This is a genomic window from Edaphobacter aggregans DSM 19364 (genome assembly GCF_000745965.1).
In the GTDB taxonomy this organism is placed as follows: Bacteria; Acidobacteriota; Terriglobia; order Terriglobales; family Acidobacteriaceae; genus Edaphobacter; species Edaphobacter aggregans.
Genome location: NZ_JQKI01000029.1, coordinates 58516 through 81442, shown reverse-complemented (window position 1 = coordinate 81442; position 22927 = coordinate 58516). Strand labels below are relative to the sequence as shown.

Sequence of the window (22927 nt, the reverse complement as noted above, 5' to 3'; positions counted from 1 at the left end):
CTGCCGCCTTACTCGCCCGACCTCAACCCCATCGAGAAAGCCTGGGCTAAACTCAAACAACTCCTTCGCGCCACCAAAGCACGCGACCCCAAAGAGCTCGACCAGGCCATCACAGAAGCCTTGCCCAGGATCAACGCCCACAACGCCACAGCATGGTTCAGACTCTGCAATTACAGGGTGCAGCTACCTTGAATCCGCTCTAAAACAGGGGGAAGGAGGGGCAGAAAAAGAAAGCCGCTCAAAACCGAGCGGCCCAATAAGTAAATGGTTACAGGGAAATTGAACTCTAGGTACTGCGGCCCTCGGCCGAGGCGATCTTCTCTTCCGCCTGCCTCGTCACGGCATTCGCCTGATCGTACTTCTCGCCATCGTCGCCCGCCTCATGCCACAGCTTCTCGCCCTCGGCAAGCTCCTGTCTGGTCTCGGCCACATCGATCTCATTCGGATGCAGCGCCGTCTCCGCCAGGATCGTCACGCGCTCCGGAAGCACCTCGACGAAGCCCCAGGCGACGAAGAACTTCTGATCGCCCGACGTGCCGCCGTGCAGCCGAACCTCGCCCGCGCCAAGCTCCGCCAGCAGCGGAGCATGGCCGTACAGCGCCTCAAGGTAGCCCGACATCGACGGCAGCTCGACCGCCTCAGCGGTCGCATCCAGCAGGACGCGATCCGGCGTAACCAGACGAACGCTAAGAAGACCGGACTGTGATGTATCTGCCATAGCTGCTTTGCTCTTCTTCTCTCTTCGCGAGCCCTCGCTGACTCGCTGACTCGCTGACTTGCTGACTCGCTCCTACGCCGTCTGCCTCATCTTCTCGGCCGCAGCCCTAACTTCCTCGATGCCGCCCTTCAGGTAGAAGGCCTGCTCGGGAATATCGTCGTGCTTGCCCTCGATGATCTCCTTGAAGCTGCGGATCGTGTCCTCAACCTTCACGTAAGCGCCCGGAATGCCGGTAAAAATCTCGGCCACGTGGAACGGCTGCGACAGGAAGCGCTGCACCTTGCGCGCGCGAGCCACCGTGATCTTGTCCTCTTCCGAGAGCTCGTCGATGCCGAGGATCGCGATGATGTCCTGCAGGTCCTTGTAGCGCTGCAGAATCTTCTTTACGCCCTGCGCGACGTCGTAGTGCTCCTGGCCAACAACGCGCGGAGACAGAATGCGCGAGGTCGAGGCCAGAGGATCGACAGCCGGATAAATTCCAAGCTCCGACAGAGGACGCGACAACACCGTCGTAGCGTCCAGGTGAGCAAACGTCGTCGCCGGAGCCGGATCGGTAAGGTCGTCGGCCGGAACGTAGACAGCCTGCACCGACGTAACCGAGCCCTTCTTGGTCGACGTAATGCGCTCCTGCAACTCGCCCATCTCGGTCGCCAGGTTCGGCTGGTATCCCACAGCCGAAGGCATGCGTCCCAGCAGCGTCGAGACCTCGGAACCCGCCTGCGTGAAACGAAAGATGTTGTCGATGAACAGCAGCGTGTCGGCGCCTTCCTCGTCGCGGAAGTGCTCCGCGACGGTGAGACCCGTCAGCGCCACGCGCAGACGCGCTCCCGGCGGCTCGGTCATCTGGCCGTAGATCAGTGCGGCCTTGGACTTGGTATAGTCCTTCGGATCGATAACGCCCGACTCCTGGAACTCGTGCCAGAGGTCGTTGCCCTCGCGCGTGCGCTCACCGACGCCGGCGAACACCGAGAAGCCGCCGTGCTTCGAAGCCACGTTGTTGATCAGCTCCTGAATGACGACCGTCTTGCCGACGCCGGCGCCGCCGAAGAGGCCGATCTTTCCGCCCTTCAAGAACGGCTGGATCAGGTCGATGACCTTGATGCCCGTCTCGAACATCTCCTCCGAGGTCGACTGCTCGTCGAACGCCGGAGCCTGACGATGAATCGGCATGTACTTCTTCGCGTTCACCGGACCAAGCTCGTCCACCGGCTGACCAAGCACGTTCAGCACGCGGCCCAGCGTCTCGCGTCCCACCGGAACCGAGATCGGCCCGCCCGTATCGATCGCCTTCATGCCGCGCACGAGACCTTCCGTCGCGACCATCGCGATGCAGCGCACGCGGCCCTCGCCGAGGTGCTGCTGCACCTCAACCACGACGTCCATCGGGTTGGGAACGTCGAAGCCCTCGCTGACGATGCGGAGGGCCTGATAGATGGCCGGCATCTTCGCCTCTTCGAACTGGATGTCAACGGCCGGGCCGCTGATCGAAATCACTTTACCGATATTCTCTGCCATAGGTCTCTTTCGTTAGAGCGCTGCTGCTCCGCTCACAATCTCGATAATTTCCTTCGTAATCGCTGCCTGACGCACACGGTTCATCTGCAGCGTATAAGCGTCGATCATGTCGCCGGCGTTGTTCGTCGCCGCGTCCATCGCGGTCATGCGCGCCGCGTGCTCGCTCGCCGTACTCTCCAGCAGAGCATGGAATATCTGCGTCGTGACGTAACGCGGCATCAGGTGGCGGAAGAGCCTCTCAGGATGCTGGTCTAAGATGTAATCGACCTCCGCCGTCCCGAACTTCCTGGCCTCGACTTCGATGACCGACTCCTCTGGCTCATAGAGGCTGACGCCAGCCGTAGCCGCAGCCTTGGCCGCGGCCTCCTTCTGCTCCTCAGTCATCTCCTCGGCTGCGGTGATCTCGTGCGACCCCAGCTTACGGATCGGCAGCAGCTTCTCCACTACGACCCGCTGGGCGATGACCGACTTGAACTCGTTGTAAACGAGGTACACAGAGTCGATCTCGGCGCGCGTGTAGCGCTCGATGATGGACTGCGCAATCTTGCCGGCCTCGTCGATCTCAACCTTGTGGAGCAGATCCGGATGGGTTGCGGCCACTTCGATGGGCTCGGAGCGATGACGCACAATCTCATAGTGCGTAGCCAACTCGTTGTCGTAGTGCTCCGTCTTCTTCTCGTAGACGGCCATGGGAAATCTTTTGCCGACGTGCGCGACCGCCTTACGGCCTATAAGCTCCATGTCGACGGTCTTGCCCTGGTCGATTCGCTCACGAATAAAAGCTTGACCCGCCTTAACAATGTTCGAGTTGAACGCACCCGCAAAGCCCTTGTCTCCGGCGACGAAGACGACGAGGACGTTCTTCTCCTCGCGCTCGAGGAGCAGCGGGTGAAGAATCTCGCCGGTCTGCTCGTTGTACATGTCAGTGCGGCGCACCAGCGACTCCAGCACGCTGGTAAGCATCTGCGCGTAGGGACGCGCCGTCATCGCGCGGTCCTGCGCACGGCGCAGACGAGCCGCCGAGACCATCTTCATGGCCTTGGTGATCTGTCGCGTGTTCTTCACGCTGCGGATGCGACGCCGGAGATCGAGTACGTTTGCCATGGTTTACCTGGCCGCAGCCGCCTCTTTCTCCTTGCGCGCGGCGAGGAAGTTCGCCTTGTACTCCTTGATCGCGGCAGTCAGGCGAGCCTTGAGATCGTCGTCAATCGCCTTCTTCGTGACGATTTCGGCAAGGATGGAGCCCGAAGACTCGAGGTACGGATAGAGACCGTCCTCAAAGGCTCGCAGATCGCTGACGGCAACTTCGTCCAACAGGCCGTTGACCCCGGCAAAGATGATGACCACCTGCTTCTCGAACGGAAGCGGCTGGAACTGCGGCTGCTTCAGCAGCTCCGTCAGACGCTGCCCGCGATTGAGCTGGCGCTGCGTGACCGGATCAAGATCCGATCCGAACTGCGCGAAGGCGGCGAGCTCGCGATACTGCGCGAGGTCAAGCTTCAGCGTTGCGCCCACCTGCTTGGTGGCCTTGATGGCCGCGGAGAAGCCTACGCGCGAGACCGAGAGACCAACGTTGACAGCAGGACGAACGCCCGAGTTGAACAGGTCCGTCTCAAGGAAGATCTGGCCATCGGTGATCGAGATGACGTTGGTCGGGATGTATGCCGAGACGTCGCCTGCCTGCGTCTCAATGATCGGGAGCGCCGTGAGCGAACCGCCGCCGAGTTCATCGGAGAGCTTCGAGCTGCGCTCAAGGAGACGCGAGTGCAGGTAGAAGACGTCGCCAGGGTAAGCCTCACGTCCCGGAGGACGCCGGAGCAGCAGCGAGATCTCGCGGTACGAAGCGGCGTGCTTCGAAAGATCGTCGTAGATCACCAGAGCGTGCTTGCCGCTGTCGCGGAAGTACTCGCCGATCGCGGTCGCGGCAAACGGAGCCAGGTACTGCATCGGAGCTGGCTCGGAGGCCGTGGCGGCGACGATGATCGTGTAGGGCAGCGCGCCGTTCTCTTCCAGCGTCTGCACAACCTGGGCAACCGAAGAGCGCTTCTGGCCGATAGCGCAGTAGATGCAGATGAGGTTGTTCTTGGCCGAGTTGATGATCGTGTCGAGCGCGATGGCGGTCTTGCCCGTCTGTCGGTCGCCGATGATCAGCTCGCGCTGGCCGCGGCCGATCGGGATCATCGTGTCGATGGCCTTGATGCCCGTAGCCATCGGCTCACGCACCGACTGACGTGCGATGACGCCGGGAGCGAGGCGCTCGACCGGGAGATACTCGGTGGTATTGATGGGACCCTTGTCGTCGATCGGCTGACCGAGCGCGTTGACGACGCGGCCGATCATGGCATCGCCGACGGGAACCGACATGATACGTCCGGTGCGCTTGACCTGGTCGCCTTCCTTGAGCTCGGTGTAGTCGCCGAGCAGCACGGCGCCGACCTGGTCCTCTTCGAGGTTCATCGCGAGACCGGCAACGTTGTGCGGGAACTCGATGAGCTCGCCGGCCATAACCTTGTCGAGACCGTGAACGCGAGCGATACCGTCGCCGAGGGAGATGATGGTGCCGACCTCGTCGACCTGAATCTTCTGCTCGTAGTTCTCAATCTGCTGGCGAAGCAGCTCCGTTATTTCACCTGCGTTGATCTGTGCCATGTCTTCCTTCTACGGTACTTCGTATCAATCTTGTTTGAAATCGGAGCGCGGAGCCTAACAGCTTACGCGCTGACAAGCTTTTGTTTCAGCTGCTCGAACTGCGCGCGGATGGACCCGTCGTAGACGGTTGAGCCGATGCGGACGATAGCCCCGCCCAGCAGCGAAGGGTCCTCGCGATACGTCGCGCGAACCCGTCCCCCGGCAAGCTTCGCCACCTGGGCCTCGAGCTCTGCTCGGTCGCTCTCGTTGAGAGCCCGCGCACTCGTAATCTCCGCCTCGGCCACGCCGGTCTGCTCATCGGCCACGGCATGGTACTCAGCGAGAATCTCATCCAGCTCCGAGAGTCGCTGATGATCCATGATGACCGCAAGAAAGTTCCGGACCTGCGGCAGCATACCGATCTTCCGAGCGATGGCGTCAAGCACCTTCAGCTTCTGATCTCCGGAGATCGCGGGATTCATCAGAACCTCGCGCAGCTCGCGGCTGCCGTTGAAGGTGTCGGTGAAATCGCGCAGCTGTTTCTGCGCAGCCGCCGAGTTGACCTTCTGTGAAGCCACTACGGAGGCGAAAGCGTGGGCGTAGCGAAGAGCAATCGCGGACATTAGTTGCGCCCTTTCTTTACGCCTTCACCAACCAGCCTGCGCGCGAAGTCCTGCACCAGCAGGCGATCGGTCTCCGCAGTCACGACCAGCCTCTTTGCCGCCTGCTCGATCGCGAGATCTGCTGCATACTGCTGAATCTGGCGGCGCGCCTGAGCGGTCGCCGCGGCGATCTCCTGCTCCGCCGCAGAGAGAATCTTCTGCTTCTCGTCCTCAACTGAGGCCTTGATGCGCTGCTCATCCAGCGCCGAATCCTTCTCCGCCTGCGCGCGCATGGCAGCGATCTGCTCATCCAGCTTGGCCAGCCGCGCCTCGACGCTGTTCAGCCGCTCGTTTGCATCTTCAGTCGCAGCCCTGGCTTCAGTCAGGTGCTTTTGAATGGCCCCGCTCCGGTCGCGAAAGGTCTTCGGCAGCGCCTTAATCAGGAACCAGCCCACCAGCAATGCCAGTACGAGAAAGTTTGCGACCGTGAACGCCGTGGCTGCCTGCTCCGGATCAAGACCTAGCTTCGCGCCGATCGCCTTGACAGCCGCAGAGTGCCGAAACGCCTCGGCCTCGTCCTCCTCATGCTTGTTCGCCTCCCGCGATTCAGCAGCCGGCGTCTCGCTGCCATTCTGCGCGGCGACGTGCTCCTGCTCAACGGCGCGCAGACGCGGCGCGGCGACAAGCAGCACCGCCATCATCGCGAAGACGGGAAGGAGCTTTCTGATTGCACTCTGAAACGATTTCACCGCACAGCCTCCGTCGCGGCAACTTCAGGAAGCACCGCGGCCAGCACACGCGAGCTCAGCTCGACACTGGCACCTTCAATCTGGGTCCGCGCATCCGAGACGCTGAGCTCGATTCCCTGCCTGGCGGCGCGAATCCGCTCCTGGGACGCCTGCCGCACCTGCTCCAGCGCCGCTTCCCGCTCGGTATTCCACTGCTTCAGGCGGCGCTCGCGCGCCTCGAAGATCTCAGCCTTCGCACGGCGCAGCTTCTCCTCATACGCACTGGTCTCCGCTTCAGCAGCGGCGATTGCGCCCTCTGCCTGCTCGACGGCGCCCGTCGTCCGTGCACGCCGCTCAGCAAGGACACGGTTCAGAGGACGGCGCACCAACACGCCGTAGGCGATCACCAGCAAGATAAAAAGGACCATCGTCGGCACGGCGCCGAGCACAAGTCCACCGAGTTGATTGAGTATCTGATCCATGTAGGGATTCGGCCAGCAACCGCTCCGAGGTCCTATTATCAGCCGTTTCCCAACGGCCTTTTCGAAGCGGTACGGGTTGGGCTTGCTCTACAGTTTGCGGTACACTTAGTTTTAGCAAAGCGTTTGAGATAGTGTCAAACCGGTATGTTTCGATAACCCTATGCCTTAGCCGATCTCCTGCCCCCCCTTTCGACCCCAGAGAAACCTTTGACTTTCGCCCGAAAAATCGTACACTGTTAGATACCACCCGGACCCTATTCTCTGGGTCACATAGGTCGCGTGATCGGGGACACCACCTCCGCTCCCCATCAGGCGGCCTATGCTAGTTAAGAGCGCTGCGCGCTCCCGGGCTGGGCGAAAGACTCGCTCCTTTGCCGTACATAAAATCTGCGGTATCGGTTCAGCAGCGACGCCGGACCGCGCGCAGTCAGATACGCCAGATTTCCCTCAAATCGCTTCTCCGTCAGAATCGCCCCGGCTTCGAGCGCCGACAGGACCGCGCCCTCGGACTGCGGCAGACGCAACTCCATCTGAATGACGGGATCGGCGACCAGGCCGGAGTCGATAGCCTCCAACAACTCCTTCAGCCCCTCCCGCGTCAGCCCTGAGACCAGCACGCCTCCCTTCCCCGCCAGCAGGTCTCGGTCCTGCTCCTCTACCAGGTCGATCTTGTTCATCACCTCGATAACCGGCTTGTCTTCAACGTCCAGCTCGCCCAGCACCTGTTCCACCTGAACCTTCTGCTCCTCGAGCATTGTGCTCGAAGCATCGCGCACGTGCAGCAATAGCTCGGCTCGCTCCACCTCCTCGAGCGTCGCTCGGAAGCTTGTGACCAGAGTGTGAGGCAGGTTGCGGATAAAACCGACCGTATCGGAGAGAAGGACCTTCCGCCGGGAAGGAAGCTGCAACTGCCTCAGCTTGGGGTCGAGTGTAGCGAACATCCGCGAGGACTCGAGGACTCCCGCCTCGGTCAGCGCATTGAACAGCGTACTCTTCCCTGCGTTGGTGTAGCCGACCAGAGCGACCACCGGAACCGGCACAGCCTCGCGCCGCTGGCGCTGCTGCCGCCGGATACGCCGCACGGACTCGAGCTGCTCCTTGACGTGGTCGATGCGGAGGTTGATCTTTCGGCGGTCCGTCTCCAGCTTCGTCTCACCGGGTCCGCGTGTTCCGATACCGCCTCCGAGCTGACTCATCATCTTGCCTCGTCCGGCCAGCCGGGGAAGCTGATACTCCAGTTGCGCCAACTCGACCTGGAGCTGGCCCTCGCGCGTTCGCGCGTGCCGGGCAAAGATGTCGAGGATGAGCTGTGTCCGGTCGATGACCCTGGTATCCAGCTTCGATTCAAGGTTTCGCAGCTGTGAGGGCGTCAGATCATGGTCGAAGAGCACCAGATCGGCGTGCGTGGAGGCGACGACGCCCGCGATCTCGTCGAGCTTGCCCTGCCCAACCAGAGTTGCCGCATCGGGCCTTGGCCGCCGCTGAACCAGCGTGGCGGCAATCTCAGCGTCTGCGCTTCGAGCCAGTTCCTCAAACTCGGTGAGCGACGCATCAAAGTCCAGGTCGGCGTTCTGGGCGTCTGCCGGCTCAAGGGAAGCCCATTCCTCCTCGTCCGGCAGCCCCTCGGCTCCGGCCGCGAGCACGGCTGCGGCCTTCCGAGCCTGTGCGGCAGCGGAGGTAAGCTTCCGACGCGCGCCGGAGAATTCGACAGCCACCAGCACCGCGCGCTCGGTGCGTCTCCGGCCTGTCGCGAGGCTCTCCCCGGCCACTGAGGCCTGCGCCTCCACCAGACTCCGCCTTGCAGGTTTCGAGGTCTTCACAAGAGCGATCCGCGCACCTTCACGAGTCTCTTCATGAGTCGCCAAGATAGTCCAAAGCAGCGGGGGAGGTTAGCGAACCGGGGCGCCAGCCACCTCGGTCACATTGCTAGAAGCCGCAGGGGGAGCCGACTGGGCAGGAGCTGGGGCCTGACTACGAAGCTCGCCCTTCGCCTCTCCGTGTACTCCTCCCATGCGCCCGCTCACTACCGTCGAGATCGCATGCTTGAAGATGAGCTGCTCCTGGCTGTTGTTCTCCAGCAGAACCGAGTATTTATCGAACGAGCGGATTTTTCCGGTCAATTTCACGCCGCTCACAAGGTAGATCGTGATCGGGCTCTTGTCCTTCCGCACCGTATTAAGAAACGTATCCTGGATATTCTGTGCCGGCTTTGAGTCCATGGTGCCGATCTCCTTAGCTGAAAGTCGTTTTCCAAAAAGTTATAAAGATCCGCCGTACTCCACGTGCTTCCGTCGAACACTCGGAGGTGATTTACCGAGTCTGAAGCCAAGAGGTAAACGATACGAGTATCCACAACATTTTTCAACTCGCAGGTTACAGCGAAGCTCCTGTAATGAATCTTTAGACGTATGCCAACGCAGAAGGACTCCCTGCGCCGTCTCGGGGATTTACCATGGACTTGTGCCCGAAGTCCTTCAACCTGTTCAGATGCTCGACTTCTCCCGGCAGTTTGCCGGTATCCGCGAGGAGGTCCTCGCCGCCATCGAGCAGGTCTGCACGTCGCAGCGCTTCATTCTCGGCCCAGCCGTGGATTCCTTTGAGCGCGCGGCGGCGCTGGCCTGCCACGCTCCCCACGCCGTGGGCTGCGCCAGCGGAACCGACGCGCTCTGGCTGGCGATGGCAGCGGCAAACATCGGCCCCGGCGATGCCGTTATCACCACTCCATTCAGCTTCTTCGCCACTGCCAGCTCTATCCTGCGCTGCGGGGCACAGCCGCTTCTCTCCGATATCGATCCAGTCACCTTCAACCTCTCCGCCGAGTCGGTCGAGCGGCGGATCGCGGCTCACCGCGGCTCGGAGGTCAAAGCCGTCATTCCGGTCCACCTTTACGGCCAATGCGCGGACTGGGACGCCTTCACCTCGCTCAAACAGCGGCACGGCCTTCTTCTGATCGAGGACGCCGCGCAGGCGTTCGGGGCCGCCTGGCGCGGAACACCAGCCGGAGCACTTGGCGATCTCGCCGCCTTCAGCTTCTATCCCACGAAGAATCTGAGCGCCTTCGGCGACGCCGGCCTGGTTACGACTCTCTCCGCCGATCTCGATGAGCGCGCCCGCATGCTGCGCGGCCACGGCATGCGTCGACGCTACTACCACGACGAGGTTGGCTGGAACAGCCGTCTGGACTCCATTCAGGCTGCCGTACTCGAGGTCAAGCTCCGCCATCTGCCACGATGGAACGAAGACCGCCGCCGGATCGCCGCGCGCTATGACGAACTCTTCCGCGCAGCCGGGCTGTCAGCGGCTACAACGAGCGAAGGCGTGGTGCTGCCCTGCACCGACCCGCGCGCGACGCATGTCTTCCACCAGTACGTCATCCGCGCCCCGCGCCGGGACGCCATGCGGCAATACCTCACGGAACGGCAGATCGGCAACGAAATCTATTACCCGCTCCCGCTCCATCTGCAGGCGAGTCTCAAGGGGCTTGGCTACAAACCGGGAGACTTTCCGATCAGTGAGCTGGCCGCTGAAGAAGTCCTCGCTCTTCCGATCTACCCGGAACTTCGCGATGACGAGCAGCAGATCGTCGTCGACGCCATCCGTAGCTTCTTCGCTTGAGCTTCTAGCGCCGCTTCGTCTTCGGCTCCGATTTCTTCTTCTTCGCGACCGGCTCCGGATGTGCGTCTATGGGTGCAGTCGTACCGGGCTCAAGCACACGCCGCAGCAGGTTTCCCTCCAGCCGATACGTCTTCAGATTGGTCTTCCCCGGAACGACGGCACCGTTTACGGGATCGGGGACAACCACCGGCGAATCCGCAGAGAGAACACGATAGCTGAACATTGGAGCCTCGGCCATCGACACCGGAGATTTGCCGTAGGGATCGGCCGCCATCTTGATCTCGACCGGCAGATACCCTTCGATATTCCTCTCGCGGTAGCCCGTCTCGTAGCGATGCTTCTTCACGTTCCAGGTAAAGACTCGCACCTGGTCGAAGTCGTACGGCAGCCCTGCCTTGAACGGGCTCAGCACCGTTACATAGACCGGGACGTTCTTGTCATCCTGAGGAGCCTCGGGGTCATTCACCGTGGTCAGCACGTACGCTCCCACAATGCGCTGCCCCTCGGAGTAGCGTGTGATCGCGTCCGGGACATCGACGTCCATCATGCGGCTGTAGAGCCAGCCCGTGTCGCCCTTGGAGTCGCGTACCAGCCACCAGTCCTCCATCACCGGTGGTGCAGGCTCTGCGGAAGCGACCTGGGCTTGCTTTGCCTCGCCCGAGGCAGGCTTCGTCGCAGCCGCCTGCTCCGGCGCCGGAGGTTTTGGTGGGCGCTGGCCGGGCGGCAGAGGTTTGGGCAGCGTCGCACGCCGCAATAACTTCAGCTTCTCCCCCTCAGCCAGCCGAAACAGTCTCTCCGTAGCCCGACCGGGGCTGACGTGCATGTACACGTCGTCGCGTACGACGCCGCTGGCCACCGCGGGATCGTTCTGGTGCTGCTTCTTCAGCGCTTCAAACTGGTCGAATATTTCCTGGGTTGCCACCGCCTTCTCGTCGATCCAGCCCTGCTCACCCTTGGCAGTCTTGACCCTGATAAACCTTCTGCCACGCTCCAGAACCTCGAGCTTGTCGCCGTTCTCCACCGCTCCCGTACGGTTTGAGACGGCCGCAACCCGATCGCGCAGAAACGTCTGCTTCGCGGTCACATAGACGTATTGCGCTGGAGGTTTCGGCCGCAGCCGGGAGCAGCCGCTAAGGGCAATCGCCAGCCACAAGGCCAGCATGACACGGCCTGTCAGCCGTAATCCCCTACGCAGCCATGGATCGCCGACCTGCCCGCCGATCTGTCCGGAAGATGAGATAACCTTCAAAAATTCCACTGCCTGTCGAGAGAGTCTTGTTTTCATATTACCGGCGCTTCAGGGTGAACGCTCACCCCGCCAAGCTATTTCGGCAGCTGTTACCGGCGTCAATATTCGGCACATCGACATCAATGCGTCAGCGCGATCGCCGTCACACCCGCGGGGTCGGTTCCCGAGGCCGTGCTGGTCACCGGGTTCAGCTTACCGGCGACCGTCGCGTCGATGCTGTACATCGAGAGATCGGGCCCCCCGCCAAATGCGCCGGCCAGAACGTATGTCCCGCTCTTGTCCGCGCCGAGCGAATTCACCTGCGTTCCGCTGGCGTACGGCGATCCTGTCAGCGCAGTAAGCGCCGAATTGGTGCCGATCGAGTATCCCGATATATTTCCGTCATTTCCGTTTGACACATAGACATACTTGCCCGTCGAATCCAGCACCACTGCGTTCGGCTGCTGCCCTGCCGCGAACGGCGAACCGGTAATCGAGATCAACGCGCCGCTTGAACCGATCGTGTACACCGCCACACCGCCGTTGTCGCCGCTTCGTGCGATATACAGATAGGTCCCCGCGCTATTGATCGCCAACGCATTGTCGCTCGTCGTGCTTGAGCCAAGTGACAGTTGCTGGCTGCTTACGACGGCCCCCGTCGTCGTGTTCAGCGTAAAGACGATATCACCCCCGGTCCCAAGGGCGGCAAACACGAGGTTTCCTGCCGGCGATACTCTCACCATCTTCGGGACTACTACACCGCTGGTTACCGAATACGGCACGGCCGCGACCGAACTCAGCGATCCATTCGATTTGTTGATCTGAAACTCGTCCAGTTGTGACGATGTACGATCCAGCCCGAACAGCCAGTTCCCATCAGGCGAGATGGCGAGGGACGCGACGTTCACGATCGCCACACCAGCCCCCGCACTCGATGCTGTCAACGAACCGTCCGAGTTGATCGTGTAAACGTAAATCGCACCCGGCCCAGCCACATACAACAACGTATTGTCGGGAGTGACCACCGCGTCCACCGGCGCATAATCCAGCGTCAGAGGTGAGTTCGGCACAGCTGTCAGCGTGCCCGTACCAATCGTGAATCCAGCCAGCGAGCTGCTGGTCAACGAGTTCGTCACATACACGCGGTTGTTGGAGGTCGTGCCTCCACCGCCGCTGTTGTCCGGCTTGACGAAGAAATCGCCGCAGCCTGTCAGTGCCGCCATCACAAAAGCTGCGGACGCCAGTGCACCCCGGCGTCTGCCTGTTCTCCGTCCCTTCATCGCATCGTCCTCTGGCTTCTTCGCAGGAAGCGCCGCCGAATCTCCGGCCATCTCAACCATACCCTCAATCTATAATCAGGGGGATGGCCACAAGCAAACGCCTGTACCACTTGGGTACCGCCGCACTCATCTCTGCCTTTTTGATTTTCGCTGCTCAACCGGCTCAATCATTCGACTCGCCACAAGCAAAAACGACACCTAATCTTTCGTCACTCGAAAAGGAAGTTCACGCCGATATGAACTTCCTGGCGGATGACGAGCTGCACGGTCGCGGCTCCGCTACCCGCGATGAACACATCGCCGCGCTCTTTGCCGCGTCGCAATTCCAGGCCCTCGGACTCGATCCTGGCGGGGACAACAACACGTTCCTGCAGAAGTCTCCTCTCCCCAACCCGCTTCCTCCGCGCCTTCAACAGAGCCTCTCGAAGTTTGAGGACATTCCCCACAAAGAGACCTGGAACGCAATCGGCATTCTCCGCGGCAGCACCTCGCCCGACGAGGTCATCCTCCTCACCGCGCATCTCGATCACCTGGGTCAGGGCCCTGCCGTCAACGGTGACGCCATCTACAACGGCGCCGACGACGATGCTTCCGGTACAACCGCGGTTCTCACCCTCGCACATCTGCTTGCCAACAGTCCCCGTCCGAAGCGCACCATTGTCTTTGCCCTCTTCGGTTCTGAGGAGATCGGCGGCTTCGGCAATCGCGCCTTCCTCGCCCATCCTCCCGTTCCGCTCGCGGAGATCATTGCCAACCTCGAGTTCGAGATGATTGGCCGGCCCGACTCCGCTGTTCCAACCGGCACGCTCTGGCTCACAGGCTACGACCGCTCCAACCTGGGTCCCGAGCTTGCCCGGCACGGCGCCCATCTCGTCAACGATCCGCATCCGGCAGAACACTTCTTCCAGCGTTCCGACAACTACGCGCTCGCGCGCCAAGGCATCATCGCCCATACCGTCTCCAGCTTCGGCCTCCATCACGACTACCACCAGCCATCCGACGAGCTTCGCACCATCGACTTCAACCACATGACCAACGCCATCGCGTCGATGATCTCACCCATCCGGTGGCTGGCTGACTCCAGCTTCAAGCCTCAGTGGAACACCGGCAGCAACCCGCAGACCAATCCACCGGCAAACCATTAGCCGAGTCCTTAGAAAGGAAGAGCGCGGGCATTTGCCCGCGCTCTTTTCACAGCTGTCGCTGGCCGCTTATGCGATTGCCGGCACAGGCGTCGGCGCAGCCTTCTCTGAATCGAGCACAACACCGATCGCGTGAATCACGGCCGTAACGCGAATCGCCGCGTTGATCAACTCCTCGGTTGCGCCCTTTTCCCGCAGCACGCGCTCGTGCGAATCCACGCACTTGTCACAGGCATTCACTGCGCTTACCACCAGGCACCATAGTTCGAAGTCCACTGCATCCACGCTGTGACCGCGCAGTGCATTCATGCGCAGCCGCGCCGGCAACGTCGCGTACTTTTCGTTCTTCGTCAGGTGATGAAACCGGTAATAGATGTTGTTCATCCCCATGATCGCCGAGGCCGCCTTTACCGCGTCGATTGCGTCGGGAGTCAGCCCGGACGCTTCGGCCTCTGCGATCGCCGCCGAGGTCATCTCAGGGTTCCTCGTCGCGATAGCCGAGGCTACAATCGTTCCCCACAGCTGCTGCGTCGTCAGCTCCGTGTTCTGCTTCACCAGCGAGGAGTAGTTCAGCTTCATGTCCTTCGCATACGCCGGCAACCCGCCGATCAACTCTTCCATCGTCATCTCAAACTCCTCTCTTCCCTTCCCTGCGAAACCGGGGCGCGGCCCGATTGAGACCGCGCCCATACGGTTCTGTCGCTAGCTGAGCGTCGCTTCGCCCTTCTGCCAGTTGCAGGGGCACAGCTCATCGGTCTGCAGCGCATCGAGAACGCGCAGGACCTCCTGCGGATTACGACCTACCGAAAGATCTGTCACGTAGATGAAGCGAATGACGTTGTCCGGATCGACCAGGAACGTCGCGCGCTGCGCCACACCAGCATTCTCGTCCAGGATGCCAAGCTGTCCGCACAGGTCACGCTTGATGTCTGACAGCATCGGGAATGGCAGGTCCTTTAGGTCAGCATGATGGGTGCGCCACGCCGCGTGCACGAACTCGTTGTCGGTGCTGCCGCCCAGAATCTGGCAGTCGCGGTCGGCGAACTCGCTGTTCAGCTTGCCGAAGGCTGCAATCTCAGTTGGGCAAACGAAGGTAAAGTCCTTCGGCCAGAAGAAGTACAGCTTCCACTTGCCAGGATAAGACTCGTTCGTGATGGTCTCGAATGCCTTAGTCTCATCCTTTTCCGTAGATACGGTAGCAGTAAGTTGAAAGTCAGGGAACTTCTCTCCAATTTGTAGCATGTACAGTAACTCCTCTTAGGTTTAGTTTTAATTTTTCCACTTCGCGACGCTAAAATTCGCGATTAAGCCGCATAGCTAAGTCTAGCACTGCACTGAAGGCGATGTAAAGACTAAATCATTGAATTCAGACATCTTAGCCAAACAAAAGACGGCAGCGGGCGACCCCGAAGGATCGTCCGACTGCCGTCAGGACTGTTTGACTGGAGAGGTTTAGTTAGTCGGCACTTACTAGTTCGCCTGACTTCGCAATATCTTCAATTTTGCGCCCGATCTTCTTTGCCACACCTTCACCATACTTCGGATCGCACTTATAGAAGTGGTTGATCTGCAGGTCCTGGATTCTCTGCACAACCTGTCCAAGACTCGCAGCGATGTTGCCGCAGAGACGATCCTGAGCATCGGGAGTCATCAGGCGGAACAGGTTGCCCGGCTGGGTGTAGTAATCGCCGTCGTGCTCGCGATGGCTGAACCGGCCGACGGTCGAAGTTCCGTAGTCCACCGTACGCTCGACGAACCTCGGATCCTGCGTCGGTCCGCCGAAGCTGTTCGGCTCATAGTTCGGGCTTGCTCCGCCATTGCCGTCGAAACGCATTGAGCCGTCGCGATTGTAGGTTGCGAACGGGCACTTCGGCGCATTCACCGGCAGCGAATCGTAGTTCACTCCGAGCCTGTAGCGATGAGCATCCGGGTAGCTGATCAGCCGTCCCTGCAGCATCTTGTCGGGCGAATAGCCCATGCCGGGAACGATGTTGCGCGGCTCAAAGGCGGCCTGTTCCACCTCCGCAAAGTAGTTCACTGGATTCCTGTTCAGTTCCAGTTCGCCGACCTCGATCAACGGATAATCTCCATGCGGCCAGACCTTCGTCAGGTCGAACGGATTGATGTGATAGGTCTCCGCCTCGGCCTCAGGCATGATCTGCACCTTGACGGCCCACTTCGGAAACTCACCGCGCTTGATCGCGTGGAAAAGGTCGTTCTGGGCGTAGTCCATATCGACCGACTTCATGTGGTCGGCCTCTTCGCGCGTGAAGTTCTTGATTCCCTGTTTGGTCTTGAAGTGCCACTTGCAGTAGAACCGTTCGCCCTTCGCATTGATCAGCGAGAAGGTGTGGCTCGAAAAACCATCCATATGGCGGTAACCATCCGGAGTGCCGCGATCGCTGAAAAGAATCGTCACCTGGTGCAGGCTTTCGGACGACAGGCTCCAGAAATCCCACATCATCGTCGGTGACTTCAGGTTCGTCTCCGGATCGCGCTTCTGCGTATGAATAAAGTCGCCGAACTTCAGCGGGTCGCGGATAAAGAAGACAGGAGTGTTGTTCCCCACCATGTCCCAGTTGCCCTCTTCGGTGTAGAACTTCAACGCGAATCCGCGCGGATCGCGCTCCGTATCGGCCGAACCCTTCTCGCCACCCACGGTCGAGAAGCGGATGAACGTCGGAGTCTGCTTACCGACCTTGTCGAACAGTTTGGCCGTAGTGTACTTCTGCATGTCGGAATTTGTGACGGTGAAGGTGCCGTACGCGCCTGAGCCCTTGGCATGTACCACGCGCTCAGGAATGCGCTCGCGGTTGAAGTGCGCCATCTTCTCAAACAGGAGAAAATCCTCAAAGACCACGGGGCCGCGCGGTCCCAGCGTCAAAGAGTTTTGGTTGTCACCTACCGGACGACCAGCATCGGTCGTCATCACCTTGCTCTTCAGCTCTTCTGCCATACATGCACCTCTAAAGTGAAGCTTGGTTGAAACTGCATGAACCTAAGCCTGCTGGCACTTCGCGCACAGGCCAATTACATCGACTGCATACCGCTCTACTAAAAATCCGTCGGACAGACTGCGCCGCTTCGGCACCAACCCAAGTTCTTTCTCCCCAATGTCCGTAATAGCTTTACACTTGGAGCACACCATGTGATGATGCTCCTCGCTGTTCATCTCCACGCGCACCGAGCCGTGATGGATGCTCATCTTGCGAAAGATGCCGCTCTCGACGAGCAGATGAATGTTCTTATAGACCGTCGCCAGCGAGATAGACGGAACCTTCTTCTTGACACGGGCGTATACCTCTTCCGGGCTCGGATGCCCTTCCATCGCTTGCATAACCTCAAAGAGCACCTGGCGCTGATGCGTCACGGCGATCCCGTGCTGTGCGCATAACTGACGGAAGTTGGTGGACGCCTGCACAAACTAAGTGTACCCCAGAAGAACAATAAAAGTTATTATACGATAAATTTAGTTGTCAACAACCTGCTCTCCCCGGCTTCTCACTGGGCCGTCATGTCGCAAAGCGCTTGATTTTTCAGCCATTCGCCGCGGCCCATGACTCGCCCGGACACCTCTGCACTGCTATCCTTAGCATCGGAATCTCAACCAGGAGCAAAGTAGAACCATGATCGATCTCAAGGGCAAAGTTGCCGTCATCTTCGGCCTGGCCAACAAGCGCAGCATCGCCTGGGGCATCGCCCAGAAGCTCTCAGAAGCCGGCGCCACGCTTGCCATCTGCTATCAGAACGAGCGTCTCCAGCGCGATGCCGAGGAGCTTGCCGCTGAACTTCCCCATGCGAAGACCTTCCGCTGCGACGTCGCCATCGACGCCGATATCGACGCCGTCTTCGAACAGCTCAAAGCCACCTACGGCAAACTCGACATCCTGGTCCACTCCATCGGCTTCGCACCCAACATCAAGAACACGGTCCTCCAGACCGCTCGCGAGGACTTCCGCATCGCGCACGACATCAGCGCCTACTCGCTGATCGCGCTCGCACGCGCTGCAGAACCCCTGATGAGCGAGGGCGGCTCCATTCTTACCCTCACCTACTACGGCTCTGAAAAGGTCTTCCCCAACTACAACATCATGGGCGTCGCCAAGGCAGCCCTCGAAGCGGCCGTCCGCTACCTCGCTGCTGACCTGGGCGCAAAGAAGCTCCGCGTCAACGCCATCTCCGCCGGGCCGATCAAGACGCTCGCCGCCCGCGGCATCAGCGACTTTACCAAGATCCTCAATGCCGTCGAGGAGCGCGCACCCCTCCACCGCAACGTCGAAACCGCAGAGGTCGGCAACGCCGCGCTCTTCCTCGTGAGCGACCTCTCCAGTGGCATCACCGGCGAGATCACCTTCGTCGACTGCGGGTATAACGTTACCGGTCTGTAAATCGGCGCGACTCTCCAGCCTACTGACAGGATGACGTCAGTAGGCTGGCACTAAGCTTCTTCTGCTCCACGTATTCAGAAATAGAGGCAGGAAAGGACAACCATGAAGATCTCCGAGATGCTACTGCAGGACTTCGACACCGAGATATCCAACACCCGCCGGACGCTCGAACGCGTCCCTGAAGGCAAGAACGATTGGAAATGTCACGACAAATCCATGGAAATGGGCAAACTTGCCATGCACTGCGCCACGCTTCCTCTCTTCGGTTCTTACATCGTCCTTGATGACGGGATGGACCTCGCCAACCCGAAGCGGCCGCACGTTCCGCTCGAGTTCACGACACGTGATGCAGCGCTCAAGCAACTGGACGACAGTGCGAAGGCATGCCGCGACGCCATCGCCACGGCTTCCAACGAAGCACTTCTGGCTCCCTGGAAGTTCGCCTACGGCGAACACCCGATCTCGAATTTGCCTCGTTCCACGACCTTCCGCATGATGTGCTTCAACCATCTCGTGCATCACACTGCCCAGCTCGGCGTCTATCTGCGGCTAAACGACATTCCTGTTCCCGCGCTCTACGGTCCCTCCGCCGACGAACAGTGGTCGCCGAAATAGGCGCCGTCACTGTGGGCGGCGATAGACCTCGCCGCCCTTCATGACGAAGACGACCTTGCGCAAGACCTTAATGTCCGCAATTGGATCGCCTTCTACTGCGATTACGTCGGCAAGATAGCCCGCCTTCAGTTCGCCGATCTGGCCGGTCCAGCCAAGCAGTTTAGCGCCGTTGATCAGATCGGCGCGCATTACGTCGGCGGGCTTCATTCCGAACTCGACCATCAGTTCCATCTCGCGTGCCTGCGTTCCATGCGGAAACGGCCCGACATCGCTTCCTACTGCAAACGGAACTCCAGCGGCCATCTGCTTCTTGAACTCGGCCGCGTGGAGCGTCTGTTCTGCCTTCAGGCGCTCTGCCCGCTCGGCTGTTGCAGCGTGATCGGCGAAGTACTCCGCGATGGCGAAGGTTGGAACGGCGTAGATTCCCTTCTCATGCATCGCTTTCATCGTGGCGTCGCTAAGCACATAGGCGTGATCGACCGAAGCTACTCCGGCCGCAACGGCAAGGCCCGCTCCTGGCTCACCGGTAGCATGAACGGCAACTCCGCGTCCGGAGCTTCGGTCGCCGCCGGTTCGCTCGGCCTCGGCGACCGCAGCTGCGAGTTGCTCTGTCGTGTACTGAAAGGGAGTCGTGAACCGGCCGTCTTTGAGCAAGTCGCGCCCGGTCTCGTAGATCTTGGTAAAGTCAGCTCCGCCCTTGCGCTGCTCGCGCATCACTTTCACCAGGTCCTCGATCGAATCAGCATAGTCGGCGTTCGACAGCACATGCTGCGCGGGGTTGTAGCCGATCGCGTCCTCGTGTCCTCCGAGAATGTCGACGGCGTTGCAGCTCACACGCATCCGCGGGCCGGGAATCAGGCCCGAGTTGATTGCATTGCGTAGAGCGACATCAGCGCAGCCTGCGCCTTCGGTCCCCATGTCGCGCTCGGCGGTAAAGCCGGCAAGCAGGTCACGACGCGCTGCGTCGGCAGCCATCAGGGTTCGCTCAGGAACGCTCTCATCAACGGTCTGCAGGTCTTCAGCGCCAGGATGCAGAAAGAGATGGACGTGCGCGTCGATCAAGCCCGGCATCAGCGTGGTCTCGCCAAGATTGATCACTTCGGCATCGGAGGGATGCGCAACGGAGCCACCAGCGGCGACAATCCGATCTCCTTCAACCAGGACTTCGCCCGGACTGACGAGCTTGCCATTCGCGACGTCGAGCATTCGCGCAGCGCGAAGTACGATTGGGTGCTTCGTCGCTGGCGCGGACTGAGCAGCGCAATAGACGGCAGCGAGAGCGAGAACGAGAGAACAGGCGAGCGTCTTCATCGGTGCCAGAAGCATACCAGCACGGCGAAACGGTTTATCCGGCCTTTTCGGTCAGCTCGGCCCAGCGCGCGTACAGAGCGTCGACTTCGGTCTCCGCGGCGCTGAGTTCGGCGAGTGCTTCGGTCAGCTTCGCCGCGTCGACGGCGACCTCAGGGTCGCTGACGCGGGACTTTGCGGCGTCGAGGCGAACTTCGGCAACTTCGACACGCTCTTCGATGCCGGCGAACTCGCGGGCCTCAAGGTATGAGAGCTTCTTCTTCGCCGGTGCGGCGACGGACTGCGCGGGCTTCGGCTGCTCCACCTCGCAGTTTGGCTTCTTCTCTGTTTGCGGCTCTTCTTTTTGCTCCAGGAACCACTGCTCCCATTGCGGGTAGTCTGCGAAGGTCGCGGCGTTTCCCTTTCCATCGAGACCGAGCACGGTCGTGGAGACGCGGTCGAGCATGTAGCGATCGTGAGTGACAAGGACGAGCGCGCCCTTGTACTCAAGCAGGCTCTCTTCGAGGACCTCGAGTGTGGCGATGTCGAGGTCGTTGGTGGGCTCGTCAAGCAGTAGAATGTCCGCGGGCTCAAGCATGAGGCGTGCGATAAGAACGCGGGCGCGCTCGCCTCCGCTGAGCCGCTCGACGGGCTGGTTGAGCTGCTCGCTGGTGAAGAGGAACTTCTGCGCGTAGCTGGCGACGTGAACGACGCGATCCTGATAGACGACGGAATCAGAGTCAGGCGCGAGCGCTCGGCGCAGAGTTACGCCTTCGGGAAGCTCGCGCGTCTGGCTGAAGTAGACGATGCGTAGAGAAGAGGCTTTATTAGTGTTTCCTGCTGATGGTTGAAGCTCGCCGGTGAGCAGGCGAAGGATTGTGGTCTTGCCGCTTCCGTTGGGGCCGACGAGACCGACTCGGGTTCCGTTGGCGATGAGGAAGTTGAGGTGTTCGACGATCTTCCTTTCGCCGAGTTGGATGCTCACGTCGTTCAGCTCGACGAGGCGTTTCGTCTGGCGATCTGTCGCGGCAAAGTCGATGGTCGCTGTCGAACTCTGGGCTCGAGAGGAGACTTCCTTCAGCTGACCGATGAGCTGGTTGGCGTTGTCGATGCGCGCCTTTGCTTTGGTTGCGCGGGCTTTCGGGCCGCGGCGCAGCCATTCGATCTCGGTGCGAACGCGGTTGCGGAGCGACTCCTCGAGGCGCGACTGCGATTCCATGTATGCGTCGCGAGCCTCGAGGAACTTCGAGTACGTTCCCTGCACGCGGAGGAGGCCGTCGGCGTAGATGCGGTTCAGCTCGACGATCTCGGTGGCTACGTTCTCGAGGAAGTAGCGGTCGTGGGTGATGATGACGGAGGCAAAACGGTCTTCGTTCAGCAGGCCCTCGAGCCAGGCGATTCCGGCGAGGTCGAGATGGTTGGTCGGCTCGTCGAGGAGCAGGACGTCGGGTGCGGCGACGATCGCCTCGGCGATGGCGAGGCGTTTGCGCCAGCCTCCGCTCAGTGTCGCGGCCTCGGCCGAGAGGTCGGGCAGGCCGATGCGGCCGCTGGTCTCGCGCAGTTTGCCTTCACGCTCGGACTCGGGAACGTGTCCGAGAGCGAGCGCGGCTTCGAGGACCTGGCGGACGGTGACGGCTGGAGCGAAGATCGACTCCTGCTGAACGTAGCCGATGCGGGCGCGCTTGCGTGTGGCGACGTCGCCGGAGTCTGCATCCTCTTCTCCGGCAAGGATTTTGAGCAGCGTGGACTTGCCGGCGCCGTTGGGGCCGATGAGGCCGATGCGGTCTCCGTCGGAGACGGTGAAGGCGATGTCACGAAAGAGCGGAGTTGCGCCGAAGCTCTTGGACAGGCCTTGCGCGTTCAGGATGGGGGGCATCGGTCTAGTTTAAACGACCCCCACCCTCCCCCCTCTGTTTCTGATAAGTCATGTTGAATGAGGTATATATACGTTTTCAACAGGCTAAAATATTGGAAAGGAAAGGGTTATGGGTAAAAATCTTGATTCGAAAGGGGAAAGCCCCGGTTTGTCTCGACCGGGGCTTTCCCTTTCTGATTCTGTTTTAAGTCTAGCAAGCCGGGAGTAATTAATCGGCGCTTTTTGGGAGTTTATTTTTGGGTGTAATTGGTTTGTATTGTGTTGTTTAGCTAGGGGTGGACGATTTTGAGGGGGTTGACACCGGTGAGGACTCCCCCGCTCCAACTTCAAAGATGAGCGCCTAAGGCTGTGGCGGCACGAGCGAAATGCGGGTCCTTCGACTTCGCTGCGCTTCGCTCAGGATGACAGATCTGTGGAGGAGTGGATAAGGTCGAGCCTCCTCGGAGCGCTTTCGAAAGGGACCCAATTAGTCGAGGTCGAAGTCGCGAATGGGGCGGTCGCTTAGTGGAGTCTCTTTGGCTTTCTTGACTGCCTCGGCAAACTTCTTGGCAAGAACGTCTTCCTTGTTCTTCTGGGCCTCGACGGACTGCTGGAAGATGGAGTCGCGGCGGGCGTCGGCCTCGCGGAGAGCTTTGGCGGCCTCGCCGAAGTCTTCGAACATCTTCTTCTTTGGGGCGGACTTGTGGGAGATGATGGCGCGGGTTACGGGATCGATCTTCATCATCGCGCCGCAGTCGGGACACATAACTTCAAATGGCTGGTCGCTCAGGCCCATACAGAACTCCTCGATGGCCATTCTAAACCCGCGCCTTCGCTGTGAAAC

At 60.5% G+C, this 22927-nt stretch carries 22 protein-coding genes and 1 pseudogene; 5 read left to right on the top strand and 18 right to left on the bottom strand.

Annotation, left to right across the window (positions count from 1 at the left end; translation table 11 throughout):
- Positions 1–76, top strand: a pseudogene (locus tag Q363_RS46230) (transposase); the annotation flags it as partial.
- Positions 77–286: 210 nt separating this feature from the next.
- Here the strand turns inward: Q363_RS46230 and atpC are convergent.
- The 9 genes from atpC to hfq all read right to left on the bottom strand — a co-directional run bounded on the left by atpC (position 287) and on the right by hfq (position 8892).
- Positions 287–718, bottom strand: coding sequence for an ATP synthase F1 subunit epsilon (atpC, locus tag Q363_RS14450; protein WP_035351312.1), 432 nt, complete (start codon positions 716–718; stop codon positions 287–289).
- Positions 719–790: 72 nt separating this feature from the next.
- Entirely contained in the window at positions 791–2233 is a 1443-nt protein-coding gene (gene atpD, locus Q363_RS14445; RefSeq protein WP_035351310.1) for a F0F1 ATP synthase subunit beta, read from the bottom strand.
- A gap of 12 nt (positions 2234–2245) precedes the next feature.
- Entirely contained in the window at positions 2246–3337 is a 1092-nt protein-coding gene (locus Q363_RS14440; protein WP_035351307.1) for a F0F1 ATP synthase subunit gamma, read from the bottom strand.
- A gap of 3 nt (positions 3338–3340) precedes the next feature.
- Positions 3341–4882: a F0F1 ATP synthase subunit alpha gene (gene atpA / locus Q363_RS14435; RefSeq protein WP_035351304.1), complete on the bottom strand. Its 1542-nt coding sequence runs from the start codon at positions 4880–4882 to the stop codon at positions 3341–3343.
- 62 nt (positions 4883–4944) lie between these two features.
- Positions 4945–5484 carry an ATP synthase F1 subunit delta gene (atpH, locus tag Q363_RS14430; RefSeq protein ID WP_035351302.1) on the bottom strand — a complete coding sequence of 180 codons (540 nt, stop codon included), beginning with the start codon at positions 5482–5484 and terminating at the stop codon, positions 4945–4947.
- On the bottom strand, positions 5484–6212 hold the full coding sequence (locus Q363_RS14425) for a F0F1 ATP synthase subunit B (RefSeq protein WP_245632225.1): 729 nt from the start codon (positions 6210–6212) through the stop codon (positions 5484–5486). Before Q363_RS14425 ends, atpH begins: the two co-directional genes overlap by 1 nt.
- Positions 6209–6673 (bottom strand): F0F1 ATP synthase subunit B family protein, encoded by a 465-nt coding sequence (locus Q363_RS14420; RefSeq protein ID WP_035351300.1) that lies wholly within the window; start codon positions 6671–6673, stop codon positions 6209–6211. The genes Q363_RS14425 and Q363_RS14420 overlap by 4 nt, the downstream gene beginning before the upstream one ends.
- A gap of 326 nt (positions 6674–6999) precedes the next feature.
- Positions 7000–8493, bottom strand: a complete 1494-nt coding sequence (gene hflX / locus Q363_RS14415) for a GTPase HflX (RefSeq protein ID WP_035351299.1) — start codon at positions 8491–8493, stop codon at positions 7000–7002.
- A gap of 69 nt (positions 8494–8562) precedes the next feature.
- A complete protein-coding gene (hfq, locus tag Q363_RS14410; protein WP_051978770.1) occupies positions 8563–8892 on the bottom strand; it encodes an RNA chaperone Hfq in 330 nt (109 codons plus the stop codon).
- A 241-nt stretch (positions 8893–9133) separates the two neighbouring features.
- Here hfq and Q363_RS14405 point away from each other — a divergent pair, with 241 nt between their 5' ends.
- Positions 9134–10288, top strand: coding sequence for a DegT/DnrJ/EryC1/StrS family aminotransferase (locus Q363_RS14405; RefSeq protein ID WP_342667415.1), 1155 nt, complete (start codon positions 9134–9136; stop codon positions 10286–10288).
- A 4-nt stretch (positions 10289–10292) separates the two neighbouring features.
- Here Q363_RS14405 and Q363_RS14400 read toward each other — a convergent pair whose 3' ends face one another.
- A complete protein-coding gene (locus Q363_RS14400) occupies positions 10293–11573 on the bottom strand; it encodes an SH3 domain-containing protein (protein WP_245632224.1) in 1281 nt (426 codons plus the stop codon).
- 83 nt (positions 11574–11656) lie between these two features.
- On the bottom strand, positions 11657–12856 hold the full coding sequence (locus tag Q363_RS14395; RefSeq protein WP_035351296.1) for a lactonase family protein: 1200 nt from the start codon (positions 12854–12856) through the stop codon (positions 11657–11659).
- A 176-nt stretch (positions 12857–13032) separates the two neighbouring features.
- Between Q363_RS14395 and Q363_RS14390 the strand changes: the two genes are divergently transcribed.
- The gene (locus Q363_RS14390) at positions 13033–13941 is read left to right on the top strand and encodes a M20/M25/M40 family metallo-hydrolase (protein WP_051978769.1); all 909 of its coding nucleotides are present in this window, start codon (positions 13033–13035) and stop codon (positions 13939–13941) included.
- A gap of 66 nt (positions 13942–14007) precedes the next feature.
- Here Q363_RS14390 and ahpD read toward each other — a convergent pair whose 3' ends face one another.
- The 4 genes from ahpD to Q363_RS14370 form a co-directional block, all read right to left on the bottom strand.
- Positions 14008–14565 (bottom strand): alkylhydroperoxidase, AhpD family, encoded by a 558-nt coding sequence (ahpD, locus tag Q363_RS14385; protein WP_035351350.1) that lies wholly within the window; start codon positions 14563–14565, stop codon positions 14008–14010.
- Between the two features lie 75 nt (positions 14566–14640).
- On the bottom strand, positions 14641–15180 hold the full coding sequence (locus Q363_RS14380) for a peroxiredoxin (protein WP_035351294.1): 540 nt from the start codon (positions 15178–15180) through the stop codon (positions 14641–14643).
- A gap of 214 nt (positions 15181–15394) precedes the next feature.
- Positions 15395–16894: a catalase gene (locus Q363_RS14375; protein WP_051978768.1), complete on the bottom strand. Its 1500-nt coding sequence runs from the start codon at positions 16892–16894 to the stop codon at positions 15395–15397.
- Between the two features lie 42 nt (positions 16895–16936).
- Complete coding sequence (locus Q363_RS14370; protein ID WP_035351291.1) at positions 16937–17359, bottom strand: Fur family transcriptional regulator; 423 nt, start codon at positions 17357–17359, stop codon at positions 16937–16939.
- 205 nt (positions 17360–17564) lie between these two features.
- On the opposite strand from Q363_RS14370, the gene Q363_RS14365 reads away from it, so the two are divergent.
- Positions 17565–18326, top strand: a complete 762-nt coding sequence (locus Q363_RS14365; RefSeq protein WP_035351289.1) for an enoyl-ACP reductase FabI — start codon at positions 17565–17567, stop codon at positions 18324–18326.
- Positions 18327–18428: 102 nt separating this feature from the next.
- Positions 18429–18941, top strand: a complete 513-nt coding sequence (locus tag Q363_RS14360; protein WP_035351287.1) for a DinB family protein — start codon at positions 18429–18431, stop codon at positions 18939–18941.
- 6 nt (positions 18942–18947) lie between these two features.
- On the opposite strand, the gene Q363_RS14355 is transcribed toward Q363_RS14360, so the two are convergent.
- The 3 genes from Q363_RS14355 to Q363_RS14345 form a co-directional block, all read right to left on the bottom strand.
- Positions 18948–20267, bottom strand: coding sequence for a metal-dependent hydrolase family protein (locus Q363_RS14355; protein WP_245632223.1), 1320 nt, complete (start codon positions 20265–20267; stop codon positions 18948–18950).
- Positions 20268–20286: 19 nt separating this feature from the next.
- Entirely contained in the window at positions 20287–22104 is a 1818-nt protein-coding gene (locus Q363_RS14350; RefSeq protein WP_035351284.1) for an ABC-F family ATP-binding cassette domain-containing protein, read from the bottom strand.
- 466 nt (positions 22105–22570) lie between these two features.
- Positions 22571–22879 carry a hypothetical protein gene (locus Q363_RS14345; protein ID WP_035351345.1) on the bottom strand — a complete coding sequence of 103 codons (309 nt, stop codon included), beginning with the start codon at positions 22877–22879 and terminating at the stop codon, positions 22571–22573.
- Positions 22880–22927 lie beyond the last annotated feature (48 nt).

Excerpts from the sequence above, each read along its gene's own strand:
- Q363_RS14345 (WP_035351345.1), bottom strand. The coding sequence starts at position 22,879 with ATGGGCCTGAGCGACCAGCCATTTGAAGTTATGTGTCCCGACTGCGGC.
- Q363_RS14380 (WP_035351294.1), bottom strand. The coding sequence starts at position 15,180 with ATGCTACAAATTGGAGAGAAGTTCCCTGACTTTCAACTTACTGCTACC.
- Q363_RS14400 (WP_245632224.1), bottom strand. The coding sequence starts at position 11,573 with ATGAAAACAAGACTCTCTCGACAGGCAGTGGAATTTTTGAAGGTTATC.
- atpH (WP_035351302.1), bottom strand. The coding sequence starts at position 5,484 with ATGTCCGCGATTGCTCTTCGCTACGCCCACGCTTTCGCCTCCGTAGTG.
- Q363_RS14375 (WP_051978768.1), bottom strand. The coding sequence starts at position 16,894 with ATGGCAGAAGAGCTGAAGAGCAAGGTGATGACGACCGATGCTGGTCGT.
- Q363_RS14350 (WP_035351284.1), bottom strand. The coding sequence starts at position 22,104 with ATGCCCCCCATCCTGAACGCGCAAGGCCTGTCCAAGAGCTTCGGCGCA.
- atpA (WP_035351304.1), bottom strand. The coding sequence starts at position 4,882 with ATGGCACAGATCAACGCAGGTGAAATAACGGAGCTGCTTCGCCAGCAG.
- Q363_RS14355 (WP_245632223.1), bottom strand. The coding sequence starts at position 20,267 with ATGCTTCTGGCACCGATGAAGACGCTCGCCTGTTCTCTCGTTCTCGCT.
- Q363_RS14365 (WP_035351289.1), top strand. The coding sequence starts at position 17,565 with ATGATCGATCTCAAGGGCAAAGTTGCCGTCATCTTCGGCCTGGCCAAC.
- ahpD (WP_035351350.1), bottom strand. The coding sequence starts at position 14,565 with ATGACGATGGAAGAGTTGATCGGCGGGTTGCCGGCGTATGCGAAGGAC.
- Q363_RS14420 (WP_035351300.1), bottom strand. The coding sequence starts at position 6,673 with ATGGATCAGATACTCAATCAACTCGGTGGACTTGTGCTCGGCGCCGTG.
- Q363_RS14390 (WP_051978769.1), top strand. The coding sequence starts at position 13,033 with ATGAACTTCCTGGCGGATGACGAGCTGCACGGTCGCGGCTCCGCTACC.
- atpC (WP_035351312.1), bottom strand. The coding sequence starts at position 718 with ATGGCAGATACATCACAGTCCGGTCTTCTTAGCGTTCGTCTGGTTACG.
- Q363_RS14395 (WP_035351296.1), bottom strand. The coding sequence starts at position 12,856 with ATGGTTGAGATGGCCGGAGATTCGGCGGCGCTTCCTGCGAAGAAGCCA.
- hfq (WP_051978770.1), bottom strand. The coding sequence starts at position 8,892 with ATGGACTCAAAGCCGGCACAGAATATCCAGGATACGTTTCTTAATACG.
- Q363_RS14360 (WP_035351287.1), top strand. The coding sequence starts at position 18,429 with ATGAAGATCTCCGAGATGCTACTGCAGGACTTCGACACCGAGATATCC.
- atpD (WP_035351310.1), bottom strand. The coding sequence starts at position 2,233 with ATGGCAGAGAATATCGGTAAAGTGATTTCGATCAGCGGCCCGGCCGTT.
- Q363_RS14440 (WP_035351307.1), bottom strand. The coding sequence starts at position 3,337 with ATGGCAAACGTACTCGATCTCCGGCGTCGCATCCGCAGCGTGAAGAAC.